13 protein-coding genes are annotated in these 21,175 nt (G+C 63.2%); 11 read left to right on the top strand and 2 right to left on the bottom strand.

Annotation, left to right across the window (positions count from 1 at the left end):
• Positions 1-99 precede the first annotated feature (99 nt).
• The 4 genes from gpmI to PM2_RS09200 all read left to right on the top strand — a co-directional run bounded on the left by gpmI (position 100) and on the right by PM2_RS09200 (position 5,255).
• Positions 100-1,635, top strand: a complete 1,536-nt coding sequence (gene gpmI, locus PM2_RS09215; RefSeq protein WP_028698455.1) for a 2,3-bisphosphoglycerate-independent phosphoglycerate mutase — start codon at positions 100-102, stop codon at positions 1,633-1,635.
• A gap of 141 nt (positions 1,636-1,776) precedes the next feature.
• Positions 1,777-3,084: a murein hydrolase activator EnvC family protein gene (locus PM2_RS09210; RefSeq protein ID WP_016712471.1), complete on the top strand. Its 1,308-nt coding sequence runs from the start codon at positions 1,777-1,779 to the stop codon at positions 3,082-3,084.
• Positions 3,085-3,162: 78 nt separating this feature from the next.
• Positions 3,163-4,479 (top strand): S41 family peptidase, encoded by a 1,317-nt coding sequence (locus tag PM2_RS09205; RefSeq protein WP_016712472.1) that lies wholly within the window; start codon positions 3,163-3,165, stop codon positions 4,477-4,479.
• 8 nt (positions 4,480-4,487) lie between these two features.
• Entirely contained in the window at positions 4,488-5,255 is a 768-nt protein-coding gene (locus PM2_RS09200) for a divergent polysaccharide deacetylase family protein (RefSeq protein ID WP_028698454.1), read from the top strand.
• Positions 5,256-5,328: 73 nt separating this feature from the next.
• On the opposite strand, the gene PM2_RS09195 is transcribed toward PM2_RS09200, so the two are convergent.
• Positions 5,329-7,275 carry a BCCT family transporter gene (locus tag PM2_RS09195; protein ID WP_230852945.1) on the bottom strand — a complete coding sequence of 649 codons (1,947 nt, stop codon included), beginning with the start codon at positions 7,273-7,275 and terminating at the stop codon, positions 5,329-5,331.
• 533 nt (positions 7,276-7,808) lie between these two features.
• Here PM2_RS09195 and betI point away from each other — a divergent pair.
• The 3 genes from betI to betA all read left to right on the top strand — a co-directional run bounded on the left by betI (position 7,809) and on the right by betA (position 11,753).
• Complete coding sequence (betI, locus tag PM2_RS09190) at positions 7,809-8,465, top strand: transcriptional regulator BetI (protein ID WP_016712476.1); 657 nt, start codon at positions 7,809-7,811, stop codon at positions 8,463-8,465.
• Positions 8,466-8,504: 39 nt separating this feature from the next.
• On the top strand, positions 8,505-9,977 hold the full coding sequence (gene betB, locus PM2_RS09185) for a betaine-aldehyde dehydrogenase (protein WP_016712477.1): 1,473 nt from the start codon (positions 8,505-8,507) through the stop codon (positions 9,975-9,977).
• A 78-nt stretch (positions 9,978-10,055) separates the two neighbouring features.
• Positions 10,056-11,753 (top strand): choline dehydrogenase, encoded by a 1,698-nt coding sequence (betA, locus tag PM2_RS09180; RefSeq protein WP_016712478.1) that lies wholly within the window; start codon positions 10,056-10,058, stop codon positions 11,751-11,753.
• A gap of 64 nt (positions 11,754-11,817) precedes the next feature.
• On the opposite strand, the gene PM2_RS09175 is transcribed toward betA, so the two are convergent.
• Positions 11,818-13,854: a dermonecrotic toxin domain-containing protein gene (locus PM2_RS09175; RefSeq protein WP_028698453.1), complete on the bottom strand. Its 2,037-nt coding sequence runs from the start codon at positions 13,852-13,854 to the stop codon at positions 11,818-11,820.
• 179 nt (positions 13,855-14,033) lie between these two features.
• On the opposite strand from PM2_RS09175, the gene PM2_RS09170 reads away from it, so the two are divergent.
• The 4 genes from PM2_RS09170 to trxC are packed head-to-tail and all read left to right on the top strand — an operon-like array spanning position 14,034 to position 21,115.
• Complete coding sequence (locus tag PM2_RS09170) at positions 14,034-15,776, top strand: potassium/proton antiporter (protein ID WP_016712480.1); 1,743 nt, start codon at positions 14,034-14,036, stop codon at positions 15,774-15,776.
• A gap of 35 nt (positions 15,777-15,811) precedes the next feature.
• Complete coding sequence (gene mscK / locus PM2_RS09165; protein ID WP_028698452.1) at positions 15,812-19,120, top strand: mechanosensitive channel MscK; 3,309 nt, start codon at positions 15,812-15,814, stop codon at positions 19,118-19,120.
• 45 nt (positions 19,121-19,165) lie between these two features.
• Complete coding sequence (gene selO / locus PM2_RS09160) at positions 19,166-20,626, top strand: protein adenylyltransferase SelO (protein WP_016712482.1); 1,461 nt, start codon at positions 19,166-19,168, stop codon at positions 20,624-20,626.
• A 54-nt stretch (positions 20,627-20,680) separates the two neighbouring features.
• Positions 20,681-21,115, top strand: coding sequence for a thioredoxin TrxC (trxC, locus tag PM2_RS09155; protein WP_028698451.1), 435 nt, complete (start codon positions 20,681-20,683; stop codon positions 21,113-21,115).
• Positions 21,116-21,175: the final 60 nt, after the last annotated feature.

The raw sequence follows: 21,175 nt of genomic DNA, 5'->3' as shown, positions 1-21,175 counted from the left end.
GCGCGCTGGTCAGGCAACAGGACGAATATTCGCCGCTGGTGGCGGATTTGCCCTAAAATGCGTGTCTTTATCATCTTTGAACAACCGTGAGTTTGATTGATGACGAGTACGCCCAAACCCCTGGTCCTGATCATCCTGGATGGCTTCGGCCACAGCGAAAGCCCCGAATACAACGCCATCTACGCCGCCAACACACCGGTCTATGACCGCCTGCGCGCCAGCCAGCCGCACGGCCTCATTTCCGGTTCGGGCATGGATGTCGGCCTGCCGGACGGGCAGATGGGCAACTCCGAAGTCGGTCACATGAACCTCGGCGCCGGCCGCGTCGTGTACCAGGACTTCACCCGGGTGACCAAGGCCATCCGTGACGGCGAATTCTTCGAAAACCCCGTGCTCACCGGCGCCGTGGACAAGGCCGCCAGTGCCGGCAAGGCCGTGCACATCCTCGGCCTGCTGTCCGATGGCGGCGTACACAGCCACCAGGACCATCTGGTGGCCATGGCCGAACTGGCCGCGCAGCGCGGTGCAGAAAAAATCTACCTGCACGCCTTCCTCGATGGCCGCGACACCCCGCCGCGCAGCGCGCAGTCGTCCATCGAACTGCTCGACGCCACCTTCGCCAAACTGGGCAAGGGCCGCATCGCGAGCCTGATCGGCCGCTACTTCGCCATGGACCGCGACAACCGCTGGGACCGCGTCAGCGCCGCCTACAACCTGATCGTCGACAGCGCCGCCGAATACACCGCCGACACCGCGCTGGCTGGGCTGGAAGCGGCCTACGCACGCGACGAGAGCGACGAGTTCGTCAAGGCCACCCGCGTTGGCGAAGCGGTCAAGGTCGAAGACGGCGATGCCGTGATCTTCATGAACTTCCGCGCCGACCGTGCCCGCGAGCTGTCGCGCGTGTTCGTCGAAGCCGACTTCAACGAATTCCCGCGTGCCCGCCTGCCAAAACTGGCGGCCTACATCGGCCTGACCCAGTACTCGGCCAAAATCCCGGCCCCTGCGGCTTTCGCCCCGACCAGCCTGCACAACGTGCTGGGCGAGTACCTGGCGAAAAACGGCAAGACCCAGCTGCGCATCGCCGAAACCGAGAAATACGCTCACGTCACCTTCTTCTTCTCCGGCGGCCGCGAAGAGCCGTTCGAAGGCGAGGAACGCATCCTCATTCCATCGCCGAAGGTTGCTACCTACGACCTGCAGCCGGAGATGAGCGCACCGGAAGTGACCGACCGCATCGTCGAAGCCATCGAGCAGCAACGCTATGACGTGATCGTGGTCAACTACGCCAACGGCGACATGGTCGGCCACACGGGCGTGTTCGAGGCGGCCGTGAAAGCCGTCGAGGCCCTGGACGGCTGCGTCGGCCGCATCGTTGAAGCGCTGGACAAGGTGGGCGGCGAAGCGCTGATCACCGCCGACCACGGCAACGTCGAGCAAATGGAAGACGAATGCACCGGCCAGGCGCACACCGCGCACACCACCGAGCCGGTGCCGTTCATCTATGTGGGCAAGCGCAACGTGAAAGTGCGTGATGGCGGCGTGCTGGCCGACGTGGCACCGACCATGCTGAAGCTACTGGGGCTTGAGAAGCCGGTGGAAATGACCGGCACCTCGATCCTGGTTGACGCCTGATTCGGTGGGTTGGGGCTGCAAAGCAGCCCCTTTGCACATGAATTCCGGACAAACGCCCCTCTGCACCCGCAGCGAGGCGTTTTTTTTGCCCGCCCGGGCGGGCATACTAGGCCAGTCTCCATCCTTGGTACGCCAAACCCCATGCTTCGCGCCCTGATTCTCCTAGCCCTGTCTTGCCTGCTCAGCCCGGCCTTCGCCGATGAGCGTGCGCAGACCCAGCAGCAACTGGACGCCACCCGCCAGGACATTGCCGAGCTCAAGAAGACGCTGGGCAAGCTCCAGGAAGAAAAGGCCGGTGTGCAAAAGGACCTCAAAGCCACCGAGACCGACATCGGCAACCTCGAAAAACAGGTGGAGGCGCTGCAGCAAGAGCTAAAAAAGACCGAGGGCGATCTGGAGCGCCTTGATACCGAGAAAAAAAAACTCCAGAGCGCCCGCGTTGAACAACAACGGCTGATCGCCATCCAGGCCCGCTCGGCCTACCAGAACAACGGCCGCGAGGAATACCTCAAGCTGCTGCTCAACCAGCAGAACCCTGAGAAGTTCGCCCGCACCCTCACCTACTACGACTACATCAGCAAGGCGCGCCTGGAACAACTGCGCACCTTCAACGAGACCCTGCGCCAGCTGGGCAACGTCGAGCAGGAAATTGCCACCCAGCAGGAGCAGTTGCTGGCCCAGCGCGCCGACCTCGACAGCCGCCGCCAGGCCTTGGAAGCCGAGCGCGGCAAGCGCCAGCAGGTGCTGGCCAAGCTCAATGGCGACATGAAGGACCGCGACCAGAAGTTGCAGGCCCGCGAGCAGGACCAGGCCGACCTGTCCAAAGTCCTCAAGACCATCGAGGAAACCCTGGCCCGTCAGGCCCGCGAAGCCGAGGAAGCGCGCAAGAAAGCCTTGCTGGCCCAGCAGGAAGCGGAAAAGCGCCGCCAGCAGGAAGCCCTGGCCGCCGCCGCCGCCCGCGAACAAGCCAAGGAACCCGTGGAGCCACCGAAAAAGGCCCGTACCACGCTCGGCCCGATGGTTTCCACCGACGGCGCAAGCTATGGCGGTGCATTTTCTTCCGCACGGGGAAAACTTCCTTGGCCAGTCAACGGTCGATTGCTGGCACGCTTCGGGGATGCCCGCGGCAGCGATGCCCGTGCCAAATGGGACGGGGTGATGATCAGCGCCAACCCAGGCACCCAGGTACGTGCGGTGCACGGCGGGCGTGTAGTGTTCGCCGACTGGTTGCGCGGTGCAGGGCTTCTGGTCATTCTCGACCATGGCAACGGTTACCTGAGCCTGTACGGCCACAACCAGAGCCTGCTCAAGAGCGCCGGTGATATCGTCAAGGCCGGTGAAGCCATTTCCACCGTTGGCGACAGCGGCGGCCAGGACGCGGCAGGCTTGTACTTCGCCATCCGCCAGCAGGGCCGGCCGACCGACCCTTCGCAATGGTGCCGGGGCTAGTCAAATTTCTACGGCGTAGCCTGAGTGCTGCGCCGATGCTCCCCAGGGAGCGCTTACAGGATCAGGAGTTCGTTCGACATGCTGCACTCGCCTCGTCTCACCCAGCTGGCCCTGTCCATCGCCCTGGCGGTCGGTGCGCCCCTGGCCATCGCTGCCGAGCCGGCCAAGGCCGCCGCAGTGCCTGCCACCGAGGTCACGGCCAAGGCGCCACTGCCGCTGGAAGAGCTGCGCACCTTCGCCGAGGTCATGGACCGCATCAAGGCGGCCTATGTAGAGCCAGTGGACGACAAGACTCTGCTGGAAAACGCCATCAAAGGCATGCTCAGCAACCTTGACCCGCACTCGGCCTACCTCGGCCCCGAGGACTTCCAGGAGCTGCAGGAAAGCACCAGCGGCGAGTTCGGCGGGCTGGGCATCGAAGTGGGCCAGGAAGACGGCTTCATCAAGGTGGTCTCGCCTATCGATGACACCCCGGCCTCCCGGGCTGGCGTGCAGGCCGGCGACCTGATCGTCAAGATCAACGGCGCCCCCACCCGCGGCCAGACCATGACCGAAGCGGTCGACAAGATGCGCGGCAAGGTTGGCGAAAAAATCACCCTGACCCTGGTGCGCGACGGCGGCAACCCGTTTGACGTGACCCTGGCCCGCGCGGTCATTCAGGTCAAGAGCGTGAAGAGCCAGCTGCTGGAAAACGACTACGGCTACATCCGTATCACCCAGTTCCAGGTCAAGACCGGCGACGAAGTGGGCAAGGCCCTGGCCAAGCTGCGCAAGGACAACGGCAAGAAGCTGCGCGGCGTCGTGCTGGACCTGCGCAACAACCCGGGCGGCGTACTGCAATCGGCGGTGGAAGTGGCCGACCACTTCCTGACCAAGGGCTTGATCGTCTACACCAAAGGCCGCATCGCCAACTCCGAACTGCGCTTCTCCGCCGACCCGGCCGACGCCAGCGAAGGCGTGCCACTGGTAGTGCTGATCAACGGCGGCAGTGCCTCGGCCTCCGAGATTGTCGCCGGCGCCCTGCAGGACCAGAAACGCGCCGTGCTGATGGGTACCGACAGCTTCGGCAAAGGCTCGGTGCAGACCGTGTTGCCGCTGGCCAACGACCGTGCCCTGAAACTCACCACCGCGCTGTACTTCACCCCCAATGGCCGCTCGATCCAGGCCCAGGGCATCGTTCCCGATATCGAAGTGCGTCCGGCCAAGCTCACCGCTGAAGTCGACACCGACAATTTCAAGGAAGCCGACCTGCAGGGCCACCTGGGCAACGGCAACGGCGGCGCCGACCGCCCGACCGGCAGCAGCAAGCGCAAAGAGCGCCCACAGGATGACGACTTCCAGTTGAGCCAGGCGCTGAGCCTGCTCAAAGGACTGAACATCACCTCAGGCAAGTGATTCACCCTATGCGGTATCTGCTGTGTCTGTTGTTCTGCCTGTTGGCCGGGGTCGCGCAAGCGGCACCGGCCAACAAGGCCTACATGAGCATCATCATCGACGACCTGGGCCAGAGCACCGAGCGGGACAGCCGCACCCTCGCCCTGCCCGGCCCGGTGACCATGGCAATCATGCCCGACACCCCGCATGCCAGCGATTTCGCTCGTCAGGCACACAAAGCTGGCAAGACGGTGATCCTGCACATGCCGATGGACCCTGCGACCGGTCCCTATGCCTGGCACCCCGAGTTGCCGCTGCCGGTCCTGGCCAGCAGGTTGGACGAAGCCTTGGCCAAGGTGCCATTCGCCGCCGGCATCAACAACCACATGGGCAGCCGGATGACCGCCCAGCGTGAGCCCATGGCCTGGTTGATGGGTGAGTTGCAACAACGTCACCTGTTCTTCGTCGACAGCCGCACCAGCGCGGCCACCGTAGCGGCTGCCGAAGCCCAGCGCATCGGCCTGGCCCACGTTTCGCGTGATGTGTTCCTCGACGATGTGCGCACTACCGAGGCCATCAGCGGGCAGTTGCAGCAAGGCATCGCCCTGGCGCGCAAGCAGGGTTCGGCTGTGTTGATCGGGCACCCTTATCCTCAGACTCTCGATGTGCTGGAGCGGGCACTGCCACAGCTCAGAGGCCAAGGCATCGAACTGATCAAGCTCAGCCAAATGATTGCTCTGCGAAGCAACCAAGCGATGCCTGGGCATGGCAAGAATGGCCGCTACACCAATCGCTGAGAAGCAGGGGCTACAACGCGGCCCAATAAAAAACCCGCTCAGGTGAGCGGGTTTTCTTTTACCTCAACAGCCATCAGCTATACACACGCCCCAACAGCTGGCGGTGGCTTTCGAACTGGTCCAGCACATCACGCACGATCTGCTCCGGCGCAAAGCCCATCAGGTCGTACTCCTGGCTGCCGTCGTGCAAGTACACCTCGGCACGGTAGAAGCGCTGGCGCACTTCCGGCTCGCCTTCCACCGGCGCCTCGCTCGGCGCGGCCATGTAGCCGTCCAGGCTGACTTCGTAAACGAACGGGTTACCCTCGTCCATCATCACCCGCAGGCCCATCATGTTGCGCGACTGGCCAACACGGGTTTCCACTTCGAAGCCCAGGGTTTGCAGTTGCGCGGCCGCTTCTTTCAGCGCCGGGCTAACCTGCTTGTCCATGAAGCGCTGCACCACGGCCTGGGTCGGCTGCAGCTCCAGCTGGGTGAGGCGCTCGCTGAAGCCGCGACGGCCACGGGCGGCCAGCTCGGCGCGCTCGCTTTCCACCGCCACGTCCTGCTTCATGGCCTTGTACAGGCCGAACATGAACAGCACCAGCACCACCGAGAACGGCAGGCCCGCCAGCACCACCATGGTCTGCATGGCTTCGAAGTTACCGGCAAACAGCAGGCCGATGGTGACCAGGGTGATAACCACCGACCAGAACACCACCATCCAGTGCGGGGCGTCTTCGTCGACCTTGCCGCCTTTGCACGACAGGTTGGCCATCATCACCGCGCCTGAGTCGGCCGGGGTGAGGAACAGCACAAAGCCCACAAACACCGCTACACCGATCACGATCTTGGCCGCCGGGAAGTATTCCAGCAGCTGGTAGATCGACATCGACGGTTGTTCCAGCGCAGTCTTGCCCAGCTCCACGGCGCCCTGGTTGATCACCAGGTCCAGCGCGGTGTTGCCGAAGATCGACAGCCAGGCCAGGGTAAAGCCCAGCGGGATCAGCAGCACGCCCATCACCAGTTGGCGCACGGTGCGGCCCTTGGAGATACGGGCAATGAACATGCCGACGAACGGGCCCCAGGAAATCCACCAGGCCCAGTAGAACACGGTCCACAGGCCCAGCCAGCGCTCGGACTTGCCCGCCTCGCCTTCATACACATACAGGTCGAAGGTTTTCAGCACGATGCCGTTCAGGTAGTCACCGATGTTCTGCACGAAGCCGTTGAGCAGGTGCAGGGTTTCACCACCCAGCAGTACGAAGATCAGCAGGCCGCTGAACAGCATGATGTTCAGGTTGGACAGGCGGCGAATGCCGTTTTCCACACCCGACACCGCCGCCACGGTGGCCACACCGGCCATGACCAGGATCACCACCAGCAGGTTGGTCTTGCTGTGGTCCATGCCAAACAGGTATTCCAGGCCGGAAGACACCTGCATCGAGCCGATCCCCAGGTTGGTCACCAGGCCCAGCAGGGTCACGAACATGCCGAAGATGTCCACGGCGTTGCCGGCAGCGCCCTTGACCCAACGCTCACCCACCAGCGGGTACAGCGCCGAGCGCAGTGCCAGCGGCTGGTTGTGGCGGTAGGCGAAGTAACCCACGGCCAGGCCGACCAGGGCATAGATTGCCCAGCCGTGCAGGCCCCAGTGCAGGAAGGTCAGTTGCAGGCCCTGGCGCGCAGCTTCGAGGCTGGCCGGGGTGCCTTCCGGTGGGTTGAAGTAGTGGTCCAGCGGTTCGGACGCGCCGAAGTACAGCAGCGAAATACCGATACCGGACGAGAACAGCATGCCGGCCCAGGCGCCGTAGCTGAAGTCCGGCTGGTCGTCCTTGCCGCCCAGCTTGAGGCTGCCGTAGTCGGAGAAGGCCAGGTAGACGACAAACAGCAGGTAACCGCAAATCACCAGCATGTAGTACCAGCCAAAGGTGCGCGTCAGCCATTTCTGGGCCACGCCCAGCACCTGGCCGGCGGTTTCGGGTACAGCGATCAGCAAGGCAGTCAGAACAAGGATCATCAGCGCGGAGGTGAAGAACACCACGCGGTTGACCCGTACCCTCTCGGCGGGGGGCTTGGTAAGTGAGGCAGAACTCATTGCACGAATGCTCCGGGCAGTGCGGCTGTGGAGGCTAATCAGTCTTTCCCGAGCAATTGGTGGAATATCCCCACTGCATCAGGTGTTATAAAAGCACCCTGGAAACCGTGATCCCGAATCGATACGTTGCAAAAAAACAGACAGGTGGCCTGCTGAAAAAGCCACACCTCGGCAGAGGTGCGCGCATTCGTCACAGATCACCCCGCCCGCTCCAAGGGCCTGTCGCAGGGCCAGTGACCGTACGGCAGAATCTGCATTTCGCATCGCTCATGCCCGTCAACGCCTTGTATTCCGGGGGTTACGCGATTTCCTGGGGTGTCAACTCGTGCCTTCTCGACCGCCTGAAAAACTGTCAATGGCACAAATTGTCGCAGAGCTTATTCTTTATTGATTGAACGTTCAATCAAAACAAAATAGACTGGCCTTCGCCGAGTCAGCCGCCCGTCGTCTGCTCGCAGGCCTGAGGAGATAGCAAGATGCCCAAGGTCGGTATGCAACCCATCCGCCGCCAGCAGTTGATCGAAGCCACGTTACAGGCGGTCGATCAGGTCGGTCTGGGGGACGCCAGCATTGCGCTGATTGCCCGTTTGGCCGGTGTGTCGAACGGCATCATCAGTCACTACTTTCGGGACAAGAACGGCCTGATTGCAGCGACGATGGGCTACATCATGAACATGCTCAACGAAGGTGTTCGAGCACGTCGCCAGGCCCTGAAGGACGACAGCCCGCGCGCCCACCTGAAAGTGATCATCGAGGGCAACTTCGATGCCAGCCAGGTGAACGGCCCGGCAATGAAAACCTGGTTGGCCTTCTGGGCTTCCAGCATGCACCAGCCCGATTTGCACAGGTTGCAGCGGATCAACGACCACCGCTTGTATTCCAACCTGTGCTGCCAGTTCCGCCGCGCCTTGCCGCTCTACCATGCGCGCAAGGCAGCCCGCGGCCTGGCAGCTTTGATCGATGGCCTGTGGCTGCGTGGTGCCCTGTCGGGTGATGCATTCGACACCGACCAGGCGATACGGATTGCTTACGAATACATGGATCTACAACTGGCTAAACAGCACACCCTGGGTACAAACGACCAGGCCGCTGAACAACCGCGCACGGCCCTTGCCAACCCGGCTGGAGCGTGACGCGCAAGCCAAACCACACACTGCACTTGCGAGGACACTATGGCCCGTTTCGGAACGCAAAAACTCTACATTGATGGCGCTTACGTCGACGCTGGCAGCGATGCCACCTTCGAAGCCATCAACCCGGCCACCGGCGAAGTCCTCGCCCACGTACAGCGTGCCACCCAGGCTGACGTCGAGAAGGCTGTGGAAAGCGCCGAGCGCGGCCAGAAAGTCTGGGCAGCGATGACTGCCATGCAGCGTTCGCGCATCCTGCGCCGCGCCGTCGACATCCTGCGCGAGCGCAACGACGAGCTGGCCATGCTGGAAACCCTGGACACCGGCAAGTCGTACTCCGAAACCCGCTATGTCGACATCGTCACCGGCGCCGACGTACTGGAATACTACGCAGGCCTGGTACCGGCCATCGAAGGCGAGCAGATCCCGCTGCGCGAATCGTCCTTCGTCTACACCCGTCGCGAGCCGCTGGGCGTCACCGTGGGTATCGGTGCCTGGAACTACCCGATCCAGATCGCCCTGTGGAAGTCCGCCCCGGCCTTGGCCGCTGGCAACGCGATGATCTTCAAGCCGTCGGAAGTCACCTCGCTGACCACCCTGAAACTGGCCGAGATCTACACCGAGGCCGGCCTGCCAAACGGCGTGTTCAACGTCCTGACCGGCAGCGGCCGCGAAGTCGGCACCTGGCTGACTGAGCACCCACGCATTGAAAAAGTGTCCTTCACCGGCGGCACCACCACCGGCAAGAAGGTCATGGCCAGCGCGTCCAGCTCGTCGCTGAAGGAAGTGACCATGGAACTGGGCGGCAAGTCGCCCCTGATCATCTGCGCCGACGCCGACCTGGACAAGGCCGCCGACATCGCCATGATGGCCAACTTCTACAGCTCGGGCCAGGTGTGCACCAACGGCACCCGCGTGTTCATCCCTGCGCAGATGAAAGCGGCTTTCGAAGCCAAGATCGCCGAGCGCGTTGCCCGCATTCGCGTTGGCAACCCAGAAGACGAAAACACCAACTTCGGCCCGCTGGTCAGCTTCCCGCACATGGAAAACGTGCTGGGCTACATCGCCAAGGGCAAAGAAGAAGGTGCCCGCGTGCTGTGCGGCGGCGAGCGTCTGACTGCCGGTGACTTCGCCAAGGGCGCCTTCGTGGCCCCGACCGTGTTCACCGACTGCACCGACGACATGACCATCGTCAAGGAAGAAATCTTCGGCCCGGTGATGAGCATCCTCACCTACGAAACCGAAGAAGAAGTGATCCGTCGTGCCAACGACACCGAGTACGGCCTGGCCGCCGGTGTGTGCACCAACGACATCACCCGCGCCCACCGCATCATCCACAAGCTGGAAGCCGGTATCTGCTGGATCAACGCCTGGGGCGAATCGCCGGCCGAAATGCCGGTCGGTGGCTACAAGCAGTCGGGCGTCGGCCGTGAGAACGGCGTCAGCTCGCTGGCTCAATACACCCGCATCAAGTCGGTCCAGGTCGAGTTGGGCGGCTACAACTCGGTCTTCTAAGGCCCAGTCCAGCCACGCCCGTGCCGCTGCGCACGGGCGTTCCCGCTCCCTGATCACCGCCAACACGAGGGTACTTTCATGTCCCAAGAATTCGATTACATCATCGTCGGCGCAGGCTCCGCCGGTAACACCCTGGCGACCCGCCTGACCGAAGACGCCGGCGTTACCGTACTGCTGCTGGAAGCCGGTGGCCCCGACTACCGCTTCGACTTCCGCACCCAGATGCCAGCCGCACTGGCTTTCCCGCTGCAGGGCCGCCGCTACAACTGGGCCTACGAGACCGACCCGGAGCCGTACATGGACGGCCGCCGCATGGAATGTGGCCGCGGCAAGGGCCTGGGCGGCTCGTCGCTGATCAACGGCATGTGCTACATCCGCGGTAACGCCATGGACTTCGACGGCTGGGCAGAACTGCCAGGTCTGGAAGACTGGACCTACCTGGACTGCCTGCCGTACTTCCGTAAAGCCGAAACCCGCGACATCGGCCCGAACGACTATCACGGCGGCGAAGGCCCGGTCAGCGTGACCACGCCAAAAGCGGGCAACAACCCCCTGTTCCACGCCATGATCGAAGCCGGCGTGCAGGCCGGTTACCCGCGCACCGAAGACCTCAACGGCTACCAGCAGGAAGGCTTCGGTCCCATGGACCGTACCGTGACCAAGAACGGCCGCCGTTCCAGCACCGCCCGTGGCTACCTGGACCAGGCCAAGAAGCGCCCGAACCTGACCATCGTCACCCACGCCCTGAGTGACCGCGTGCTGTTCGACGGCAAGCGCGCCGTTGGCGTGACCTACCTGGTCGGCGACAGCGAAGAGCGCGTTGAAGCCCGTGCGCGCAAGGAAGTGATCGTCAGCTCCGGCGCCATCGCTTCGCCGCAACTGCTGCAACGTTCCGGCGTCGGCCCGCGTGCCCTGCTGGAAAGCCTCGACATCCCGGTGGTGCACGACCTGCCGGGCGTTGGCGAAAACCTGCAGGACCACCTGGAGCTATACCTGCAGTACGCCTGCACCCAGCCGGTGTCGCTGTACCCCTCGCTGCTGTGGTGGAACCAGCCGGCCATCGGTGCCGAGTGGATGTTCAACGGCACCGGCATCGGCGCCAGCAACCAGTTCGAGGCTGGCGGTTTCATCCGTACCCGCCCTGAATTCAAATGGCCGAACATTCAGTACCACTTCCTGCCAGTGGCCATTAACTACAACGGCTCCAATGGCGTGAAGGAACACGGTTTCCAGGCGCACATGGGTTCCATGCGCTCCCCTGCCCGCGGCCGCATCCAGGTCAAATCGAAGGACCCGCGCCAACACCCGAGCATCCTGTTCAATTACATGTCCACCGAGCAGGACTGGCAGGAATTCCGTGACGGCATCCGCCTGACCCGTGAAATCATGGCCCAGCCGGCGTTGGACCCGTACCGTGGCCGCGAAATCAGCCCGGGCGCCCACGTGCAAACCGACGAAGAACTGGACAAGTTCATCCGCGAGCACGCCGAAACTGCCTTCCACCCGTCCTGCTCGTGCAAGATGGGCACCGATGACATGGCAGTGGTCGACGGCGAAGGCCGTGTGCACGGCATGAAGGGCCTGCGTGTGGTCGATGCGTCGATCATGCCGCTGATCATCACCGGCAACCTCAACGCCACCACGATCATGATCGCCGAGAAAATCTCGGACAAGATCCGTGGACGCAAGCCGCTGCCGCGCAGCACCGCCAAGTACTACGTGGCGGGCGATGCACCGGTGAAGGGCAAGCCGATGCGTGAAGTGAAGCAAGGCTGACAGCAGTACTAATGGGGCTGCTTTGCAGCCCCAAATCACTTGATTGGCTGACATCAAAGATGTGTCACGTCGGTACCGCAAAAAACGTACGCATCAACCCGTCATCCTCCACACCCAATCGTTCAGCCATCACCTGACGGTCGAACAAGGCCCCCGTGCGCATCTCACGCACCCTCGCCCCCTCCGGCGCCCGCGCCAGTGCCTTCAGGCACACTTCCATGAAGCGATGATTGCCTCCCTTCACCGGCGTCAGCTTTTCAACCTGCAAATAACGCCCCGGCATCATCAGCGACTCTGCCTCGTCCGGACGCCTTGAGAACGGCCCGATCGGCATTGCCTGCACGTTCTCACCCGGCTCCAGCACATACACCAACGCATTGTCGCCAAAAGCCCCCTTGCCGCTCGCCTGGGTCTGCGGGTCGTTGAACACCTCCCACAGGGCATAAGGGTTTTCTGTGAACGACGTGAAATCGCTGGTCACCAACACGTCGCCCACTGCAAGGGCACCCTCGCCTGTCGTCGGTATGCCAGAACCACGCAGGCCGGACGCCGCACGGTACAGCCGCACTTGATTGTTCAAGCCTAATTGCCCAAGCGCATGTGCAAGGTCGTGGCTGCGCTGGATGCTCTCTGCACGCGAGCCTTCCAAAGGCAAACCTTGCCACAAGTTGTTGTAGCGCTCCGGCGAGCTGGTGTATTCGGCAATGGCGGCCGAGCCAAAGCCATGCTCATCGCGGTAAACCGGGTAGGGCTCACTGAAAGCATCGAGATAAGCACCGCCGGCACCTACGCTGTCGAGATCGGCCCAAGGCACCGCTCCAAGCAAAGCGGCCTGGCGAGCCAAGGCCTGATCCGACATGGCCAGCAACTCGTCTGCAGCCGGTGCCATGTAGCGCGCCCAGTCCACCTTGGCAACGACGGTTTGCGCCTGGCCTGCCACGCGTGGCGGCAGGCGGGCATCGGTGAACAGCTCACTGGCACGCAGCATTGCCGCATCGAGCAGAATGAACAGCACATCCACAACCACCGCCCACCAGGCAGCCGTGCGCCAGGCCGCCTTGCCATTGAGCGCACGGTCCAGGTGCAGGGCCAGGCTCGCAGTGCCAAGCCCGAGCGACGTCAGGATCACTGGCCAACCCAGTGGCGCCATCGGCGCAATCAACATGCTTGCAGCCTGCAACCCAGCCAGCCATTCGGCCTTGCGCAGCTGTGCATTGGTGGTCAGCCGTTCGTGGGCCTCATGGACCAGCGCATCCATGAACATCTCACGAACACGAATGAACAGGTCACCCACAACAGCTTGCCGCTGCGTGTCATTCGAAAAAGCATGCGCTGCAATCCAAGCCTGTAACGCCTGGCGGCCGCCAAATACCAGCAGCACATCCTGCGCAGCGGGTAGAAAAGCGCACGCTCTACCGGTCTTGAGCGTGTACAGGAACAGTGGCTTGGCATCAGGGGCATGGCCGGACAGCGCACACCAGCCACCCCGGGCATTTGCAGGGTAATCCTCGCGCAAGGCTTTCAGGCTACTCGGCAGCTTCGTCACACGGAGTGTTGCCGCCAGCAGTTCACGCCGCTCAGGTTCGCTCAGCACGGATTGACCGACAGCGGCAAGAAAGCGAGCGCGGGCCAGTACGCAGTAATCTTCGCCACGCTGCTCGCGAAAACGGCTCAGTGCCTCGCTGTAGCGCCCCGCAAAATCCATTTGCCAGAACGCCTTCAGCATCGCCTGCGGGTCGAGCCGCACTTCGTTACGCTCGTCATAATCGCTATGGCTGGCATCCACCCGGTAGAAACCGCCGTAGACACTCAACTCATCGGCAGCAGTCTGCTGCTGAGGGCTGAAGCGTTGGATAACCAGCTCGGTCAGGCTCAGCGACCGCCGCGGCGGCCCACGGTGGCGCCAGCCGGTGTAGCTGCGGGAGCTGTTGGCCGTTGACTTGAATTCATGCCAGTAGAGCGTGTCCGGGTCCAGCCAGTATCCCAGCTGGTGGCGCAGCACATGGCCCGCCGCCTCGCGCGCCATGCCGTGCAGATCTGGAAATTGCCCGAGCAGGCGCTGGGCCACCTGGGCAAGAGGGAGGCGTTGTTTATCGTTCATGTTACTCGGCTGCCTGACTGTGGGGGGCACCACTACATCCGCAAGCCGTAACTACAGTGCGGTATCGCTTTACAGCCCGCATCAGCCTCAGGTTAGAATCGATTGGCACGCGACCTGCTAGCTTTTGCTGAAAAATCCGCTACCACGTCCCTTCCCCCGCTGTTTCGGAGTACCTGCCTTTGGATGCAAGCACCATCAATAGCCTGTTCCTGATCGGCGCATTGCTGGTGGGTGCAAGTATCCTGGTCAGCTCGCTGTCGTCGCGCCTGGGCATCCCTATCCTGGTCATCATCCTCGCCGTCGGCATGGTCGCCGGTGTGGATGGTGGCGGCATCATCTTCAACAACTACCCCACCGCCTACCTGGTGGGCAACCTGGCACTGGCCGTGATCCTGCTCGACGGTGGCCTGCGCACACGGGTGGCAAGCTTTCGCGTGGCACTGTGGCCGGCGCTGTCGCTAGCCACGGTCGGGGTAATGATCACCACCGCCCTCACCGGCTTGGTCGCCGCCTGGCTGTTCAACCTCAGCCTGATCCAGGGCCTGCTGATCGGCGCCATCGTCGGCTCTACCGACGCTGCGGCGGTGTTCTCGCTGCTGGGCGGCAAAGGCCTGAACGAGCGGGTTACCGCTACGCTGGAAATCGAGTCGGGCAGCAACGACCCGATGGCGGTGTTCCTCACTGTCACCCTGATCGACATGATCGCCAGCGGCCAGACTGGCCTGCACTGGAGCCTGCTGGGCCATCTACTGCGCGAATTCGGCATTGGCGGCCTGTTGGGGCTGGGCGGTGGCTGGCTGATGCTGCAACTGGTCAACCGCATCAACCTGGCCGGCGGCCTGTACCCCATCCTGGTGGTGGCCGGTGGCCTGGTGGTGTTCTCGCTGACCAACGCCCTGCACGGCAGTGGCTTCCTCGCCGTGTACCTGTGCGGCCTGGTGCTGGGCAACAAGCCGATCCGCAGCCGCCACGGCATCCTGCACATGCTCGACGGCATGGCCTGGCTGGCCCAGATCGGCATGTTCCTGGTGCTGGGGCTGCTGGTCACCCCGCACGACCTGCTGCCCATCGCCCTGCCGGCGCTGGGCCTGGCGCTGTGGATGATCCTGGTGGCGCGGCCGCTGTCGGTGGTCGCTGCCTTGCTGCCCTTCAAGGCCTTCCATGGCCGCGAGAAAGGCTTCATTTCCTGGGTCGGCCTGCGCGGCGCGGTACCGATCATTCTGGCGGTGTTCCCGCTGATGGCCGGCCTGCCGGACGCCCAGCTGTTCTTCAACCTGGCGTTCTTCATCGTGCTGGTGTCGCTGCTGGTGCAAGGCACCAGCCTGCCGTGGATGGCCAAGCTGCTGAAAGTGACCGTACCGCCAGACCCGGCACCGATTTCCCGCTCTGCCCTGGAAGTGCACATCACCAGCGAGTGGGAGCTGTTCGTGTACCGCCTGGGTGCCGAAAAATGGTGCATCGGCGCGGCCCTGCGCGAGCTGAAAATGCCCGAAGGCACGCGGATCGCCGCCCTGTTCCGTAACGAGCAACTGCTGCACCCGTCGGGCAGTACCGTGCTGGAAGTAGGCGACATGCTCTGCGTGATCGGCCACGAGCACAACCTGCCGGCCCTGGGCAAACTGTTCAGCCAGGCGCCACAGCGTGGCCTGGACCTGCGTTTCTTCGGCGATTTCGTGCTCGAAGGCGATGCCGAACTGGGCGCAGTGGCAGCGTTGTACGGCCTGAAACTCGATGGCCTGGACGCGAAAATGCCGTTGGCGCAGTTCATCCGACAAAAGGTCGGAGGCGCTCCAGTAGTAGGTGACCAGGTCGAATGGCATGGCACGATCTGGACCGTGGCGACCATGGACGGGAACAAGATCCAGAAAGTGGGCGTCAGATTCCCCGAAGGAACGCGACCCGGACCAGGATTGTTCCTCTAAACTTCGTTTCTGCCGGATCCACAAGTAGTCTGCCTATGTCCCTGCGCGTGTACCTTCGCACAGCCCTGCTCGGGCTGTGCCTGTCCCTTTCCTTTGCGGCCACTGCCGCAGAGGCGCCGACCACCGCCAGCATCCAGAACAGCCTCGACAAGATCGCTGAGCGCAAGCTGCCTGAGGCCGACCAGAAGGCCCTGCAGCAGGTGCTCGAACAGACCTTGAGCCAGCTCGCCAGCAAGGAAGACAGCGAGAAGAAACTTGCCGCGCTGAAGCAGCAGCTGGCCGGGGCCCCGAAAGAAACCAGCGACAGCCAGAAAGAGCTCGCCAGGCTCAAGGAAAGCAAGCCCCAGCCTGTCGCCCAGCGTTATGCCACGCTGAGCGTGCCGCAGCTTGAGCAAATGCTCAGCGAACGCAACACCCAGCAGGGCGAGCTGCAAAAGGCGCTGTCCGAAGCCAACAGCCTGATCATCAATTCACAAACCCGCCCGGAACGCGCCCAGGCCGAAATCAGCAACAGCCAGGCCCGTACCCAGCAGATCAACAACATCCTGAAAACCGGCAAGGACGGCGGCAAATCCATCAACGCCGACCAGCGCAACCAGCTCAATGCCGAGCTGGCCTCGCTCAATGCGCTGACCCTGCTGCGCCGCCAGGAGCTGGCCGGCAACAGCCTGCTGCAAGACCTGGGCAACGCCCGCCACGACCTGCTGATCGAACGCGCTACGCGCCTGGAGCAGGAAATCCAGGACCTGCAGACCCTGATCAACGACAAGCGCCTAGCCCAGTCTCAGGAGGCGGTTACCCAGCAGTCCATCGAAGCCCAGAAGGCCGGCGGCAGCAGCCTGCTGGCCACCGAAAGCGCGCTTAACCTCAAGCTTTCCGACTACCTGCTGAAAAGTACCGACCGCCTGAACGAACTGACCCAGCAGAACCTGCGCACCAAACAGCAACTGGACAGCCTGACCCAGGCCGACCAGGCACTGGACGAGCAGATCAACGTGCTCAAGGGCAGCCTGTTGCTGTCCAAGATCCTCTACAAGCAGAAGCAGACCCTGCCGCACCTGAAGGTCGACCGCGACCTGGCCGACCAGATCGCCGACACCCGCCTGTACCAGTTCGAGGTCAACCAGCAGCGCGAGCAAATGAGCAGCCCGGTCACCTACGTCGACAAGCTGCTGGCTGCCCAACCGCAGGAAGAGGTGACGCCTCAACTGCGCAAGGCCCTGCTGGAAGTGGCCATCAACCGTAGCGACCTGCTGGAGCGGTTGAACCGCGAGCTGTCGGCGCTGCTGAACGAATCGATCACCCTGCAGCTCAATCAGAAGCAGTTGCTGGGCACCGCGCAGAGCCTGCGCACCACCCTCGACGAGCAGATGTTCTGGATCCCCAGCAACAAGCCGCTGGACTGGGACTGGCTGAGCTATGTGCCAGAGCGCCTGGCCGACCAGGTCGCCAACCTGCCGTGGGGCTCGGGCCTGAAAGAACTGGCCGACGGCCTCAGCCAGCGCCCGCTGCTGTTCCTGCCATTGCTGCTGGTGATTGGCGCCTTGCTATGGCGGCGCAAGTACCTGTACCAACGGCTGGGCAAGGTACACCAGGACATCGGCCACTTCCGCCGTGACAGCCAGTGGCACACGCCCCAGGCAATCTTCATCAATATCCTGCTGGCAATGCCGGTCAGCCTTGGCCTGGCGCTGTGCAGCTACGCCCTGCAGATCGACGCCCGCGGGCAGAACGCCAACCTGGGCGCCGCCCTCTGGCAACTGGCCCAGGCCTGGCTGGTGTTCTACACCGCCTACCGCATCCTCGCCCCCGGTGGCGTGGCCGAAATCCACTTCCGCTGGCACAAGCCGCAGGTCGAGTTCCTGCGCGGCTGGGTGCGCCGCCTGGGCACCGTGGTGCTGGCGCTGGTCGGTGTGGTGGCGGTGGCCGAGCACCAGCCCTCGGCGCTGGCCGACGACGTGCTGGGGATCGGCGTGGTGCTGACGTGCTACGCACTGATGGCCTGGCTGCTCAGCCGCCTGCTGCTCAGCAGCCCGGCACACCGCGACACTTCACTGTTCCGCAAGGCAGTGGGCGTGGCCTTCACCGCCCTGCCCATCGCCCTGTTCGTCGCCGTGTGCTTCGGCTACTACTACACCGCACTGAAACTCACCGACCGGCTGATCTACACCCTGTACCTGCTGCTGTTCTGGCTGGTGATCGAGGCTGCATTCGTGCGTGGCCTGTCGGTCGCGGCACGGCGCCTGGCCTACCAGCGGGCGCTGAGCAAGCGGGCGGCGGCCAAGGAAGGGCTGGATGGCGAAGTCATCACCGAAGAGCCGACGCTGGACATCGAGCAGGTCAACCAGCAATCGCTGCGCCTGATTCGCCTGGCCCTGCTCGGCGGCTTCATCGCCGGCCTGTACTGGGTGTGGGCAGACCTGATTTCAGTGTTCGCCTACCTCAACAACTTCGTCCTCTACGAATACACCAGCGGCACCGGCGCCGCCGCCAGCATGGTACCGATCAGCCTTGGCGACCTGCTGGGTGCGCTGGTGATCGTCGGTATCACCTTCGCCCTGGCCGGCAACTTGCCGGGCCTGCTGGAAGTGCTGGTGCTGTCACGCCTGAACCTGGCCCAGGGCAGCGCCTACGCCACCACCACGCTGTTGTCGTACACCATCGTCGGCGTCGGTATCGTCAGCACCCTGTCCACCCTGGGGGTGAGCTGGGACAAGCTGCAATGGCTGGTGGCTGCACTGTCGGTGGGCCTGGGCTTCGGCATGCAGGAAATCTTCGCCAACTTCATCTCTGGCATCATGATCCTGTTCGAGCGCCCGGTGCGCATTGGCGACACCATCACCATCGGCAACCTGTCCGGCACGGTCAGCAAGATCCGCATCCGCGCCACCACCATCACCGACTTCGACCGCAAGGACATCATTGTCCCCAACAAGACCTTCATCACCGGCCAGCTGATCAACTGGTCGCTGACCGACACGGTTACCCGGGTGACGCTGAAACTGGGCATCGACTACGGCTCCGACCTGGACCTGGTACGTGACCTGCTGCTCAAAGGTGCGCATGAGAACCCACGGGTGCTCAAGGACCCTGAACCGATCGTGTACTTCCTCAACTTCGGCGAAAGCTCGCTGGACCACGAACTGCGCATGCACGTACGCGACCTGGGCGACCGCAACCCGACGCTGGACGAGATCAACCGCTACATCAGCCGCGAGTTCAAGGCGCACAACATCAAGATCTCGGTGCGCCAGGTCGAGGTATTCCTGATGGACCCCAACGGCGGCAAACAGCAGCTGATTCCGATGGAGCAGCCCAAACCGGATGGCACTGCACCGGCCTGAGTGGGCTCGAATGCTTTATTCTGTGCTGAATCTCAGGAGCAGCCCGTGAAAGCCCTCGACCAACTCACCTTCGACAACCGCTTCGCCCGCCTGGGCGATGCGTTCTCTACCCAGGTCCTGCCAGAACCCATCGCAGACCCGCGCCTGGTCGTTGCGAGCGAGTCGGCCATGGCGCTGCTCGACCTCGACCCCGCCCAGGCCGACCTACCGGTGTTCGCCGAGCTGTTCAGCGGCCACAAACTGTGGGAAGAAGCCGACCCACGCGCGATGGTGTATTCCGGCCACCAGTTCGGCTCCTACAACCCGCGCCTGGGCGATGGCCGTGGCCTGCTGCTGGCTGAAGTGCTCAACGACAAAGGCGAACACTGGGACCTGCACCTGAAGGGGGCCGGCCAGACCCCGTATTCGCGCATGGGCGACGGCCGCGCTGTGCTGCGCTCGTCGATCCGCGAGTTTCTGGCCTCCGAAGCCCTGCACGCCCTTGGCATCGCCACCAGCCGTGCGCTGTGCGTGGTCGGCTCCAGCACCCCGGTATGGCGCGAAACCCGCGAAAGCGCTGCCATGCTCACCCGCCTGGCGCAGAGCCATGTGCGCTTCGGCCATTTCGAATACTTCTACTACACCAAACAGCCTGAGCAGCAGCGCGTGCTGATCGATCATGTACTGCAGCAGCACTACCCTGAATGCCAGGATGCCGAGCAACCGTACCTGGCCATGTTCCGCACCATCGTCGAGCGCAATGCCGAACTGATCGCCCGCTGGCAGGCCTATGGTTTCTGCCACGGGGTGATGAACACCGACAACATGTCGATCCTGGGCATCACCTTCGACTTCGGCCCCTACGCCTTCCTCGATGACTTCGACGCCAACTTCATCTGCAACCACTCCGACGACCGTGGCCGCTACAGCTACGCCAACCAGGTGCCCATCGCCCACTGGAACCTCAGCGCGCTGGCACAGGCCCTGACCACGGTGATCGAGGTGGAGCCCCTGAAGGAGGCACTGGGGCTTTTCTTGCCCCTGTACCAGGCCCATTATCTGGACCTCATGCGCCGCCGCCTGGGCCTGACCACTGCCGAGGATGACGACATGGCGCTGGTCGAGCGCCTGCTGCAGTGCATGCAGCGGGGTGGTGTGGACTACAGCCTGTTCTTCCGAAAGCTGGGCGAACAGCCGGTTGCCGAGGCGCTGAACCTAGTGCGCGATGATTTTATCGACCTGGCCGCTTTCGATGCCTGGGGCGCAGATTATCTGGCCCGCTGTGAGCGTGAACCCGGTAATGCCGAAGGGCGCCGTGAACGGATGCATGCGGTGAACCCGCTGTATGTGCTGCGTAATTATCTGGCCCAGAGAGCCATCGAAGCGGCCGAAGCGGGGGATTACAGTGAAGTGCGGCGGTTGCATCAGGTGCTGACCAGGCCGTTCGAGGAACAAGCCGGCATGCAAGCCTACGCTGAGCGACCGCCGGAATGGGGCAAGCATCTGGAAATCAGCTGCTCTTCTTGATTGATGATTGCTCAGCCGGCGATAGGGCCGGCAAAAACAACACAAGGAATTGATATGTCCGACCCACTGGTAATCCCCTGCCCCCACTGCAACGGCCTCAACCGCCTGCCCGCCGAGCGCCTGGGTGACGCCCCGAAATGCGGCCGCTGCAAACAGGATGTGCTGCTGAGCACCCCCTTCGAGCTCACCGAAGCCAGCTATTCCAGCCAGATCAAAGGCGACCTGCCGCTGCTGGTCGACATCTGGGCCGACTGGTGCGGCCCGTGCAAATCCTTCGCCCCCACCTTCGAACAGGCCGCCCGCCAACTGACCGGCCGTTGCCGCCTGGCCAAGCTCGACAGCGAAGCCAACCGCAACCTCGCCGGGCAACTGGGCATCCGCTCGATCCCCAGCCTGCTGCTGTTCAAGAACGGCCGCGAAGTCAGCCGCCAGGCCGGGGCGTTTCCACTTCAGTCGTTGCTGGAGTGGGTGCGTAGCCAAGGGGTTTAGGTGTGTTTTCTGGTGCATGCCTTTAGCAGGATGGCGGCTGTGGCATCGAGCGCCGCCCGC

Origin of the sequence: Pseudomonas monteilii NBRC 103158 = DSM 14164, from assembly GCF_000730605.1 — a bacterium.
In the GTDB taxonomy this organism is placed as follows: Bacteria; Pseudomonadota; Gammaproteobacteria; order Pseudomonadales; family Pseudomonadaceae; genus Aquipseudomonas; species Aquipseudomonas monteilii.
This window is presented reverse-complemented; position numbering and strand designations above follow the sequence as displayed.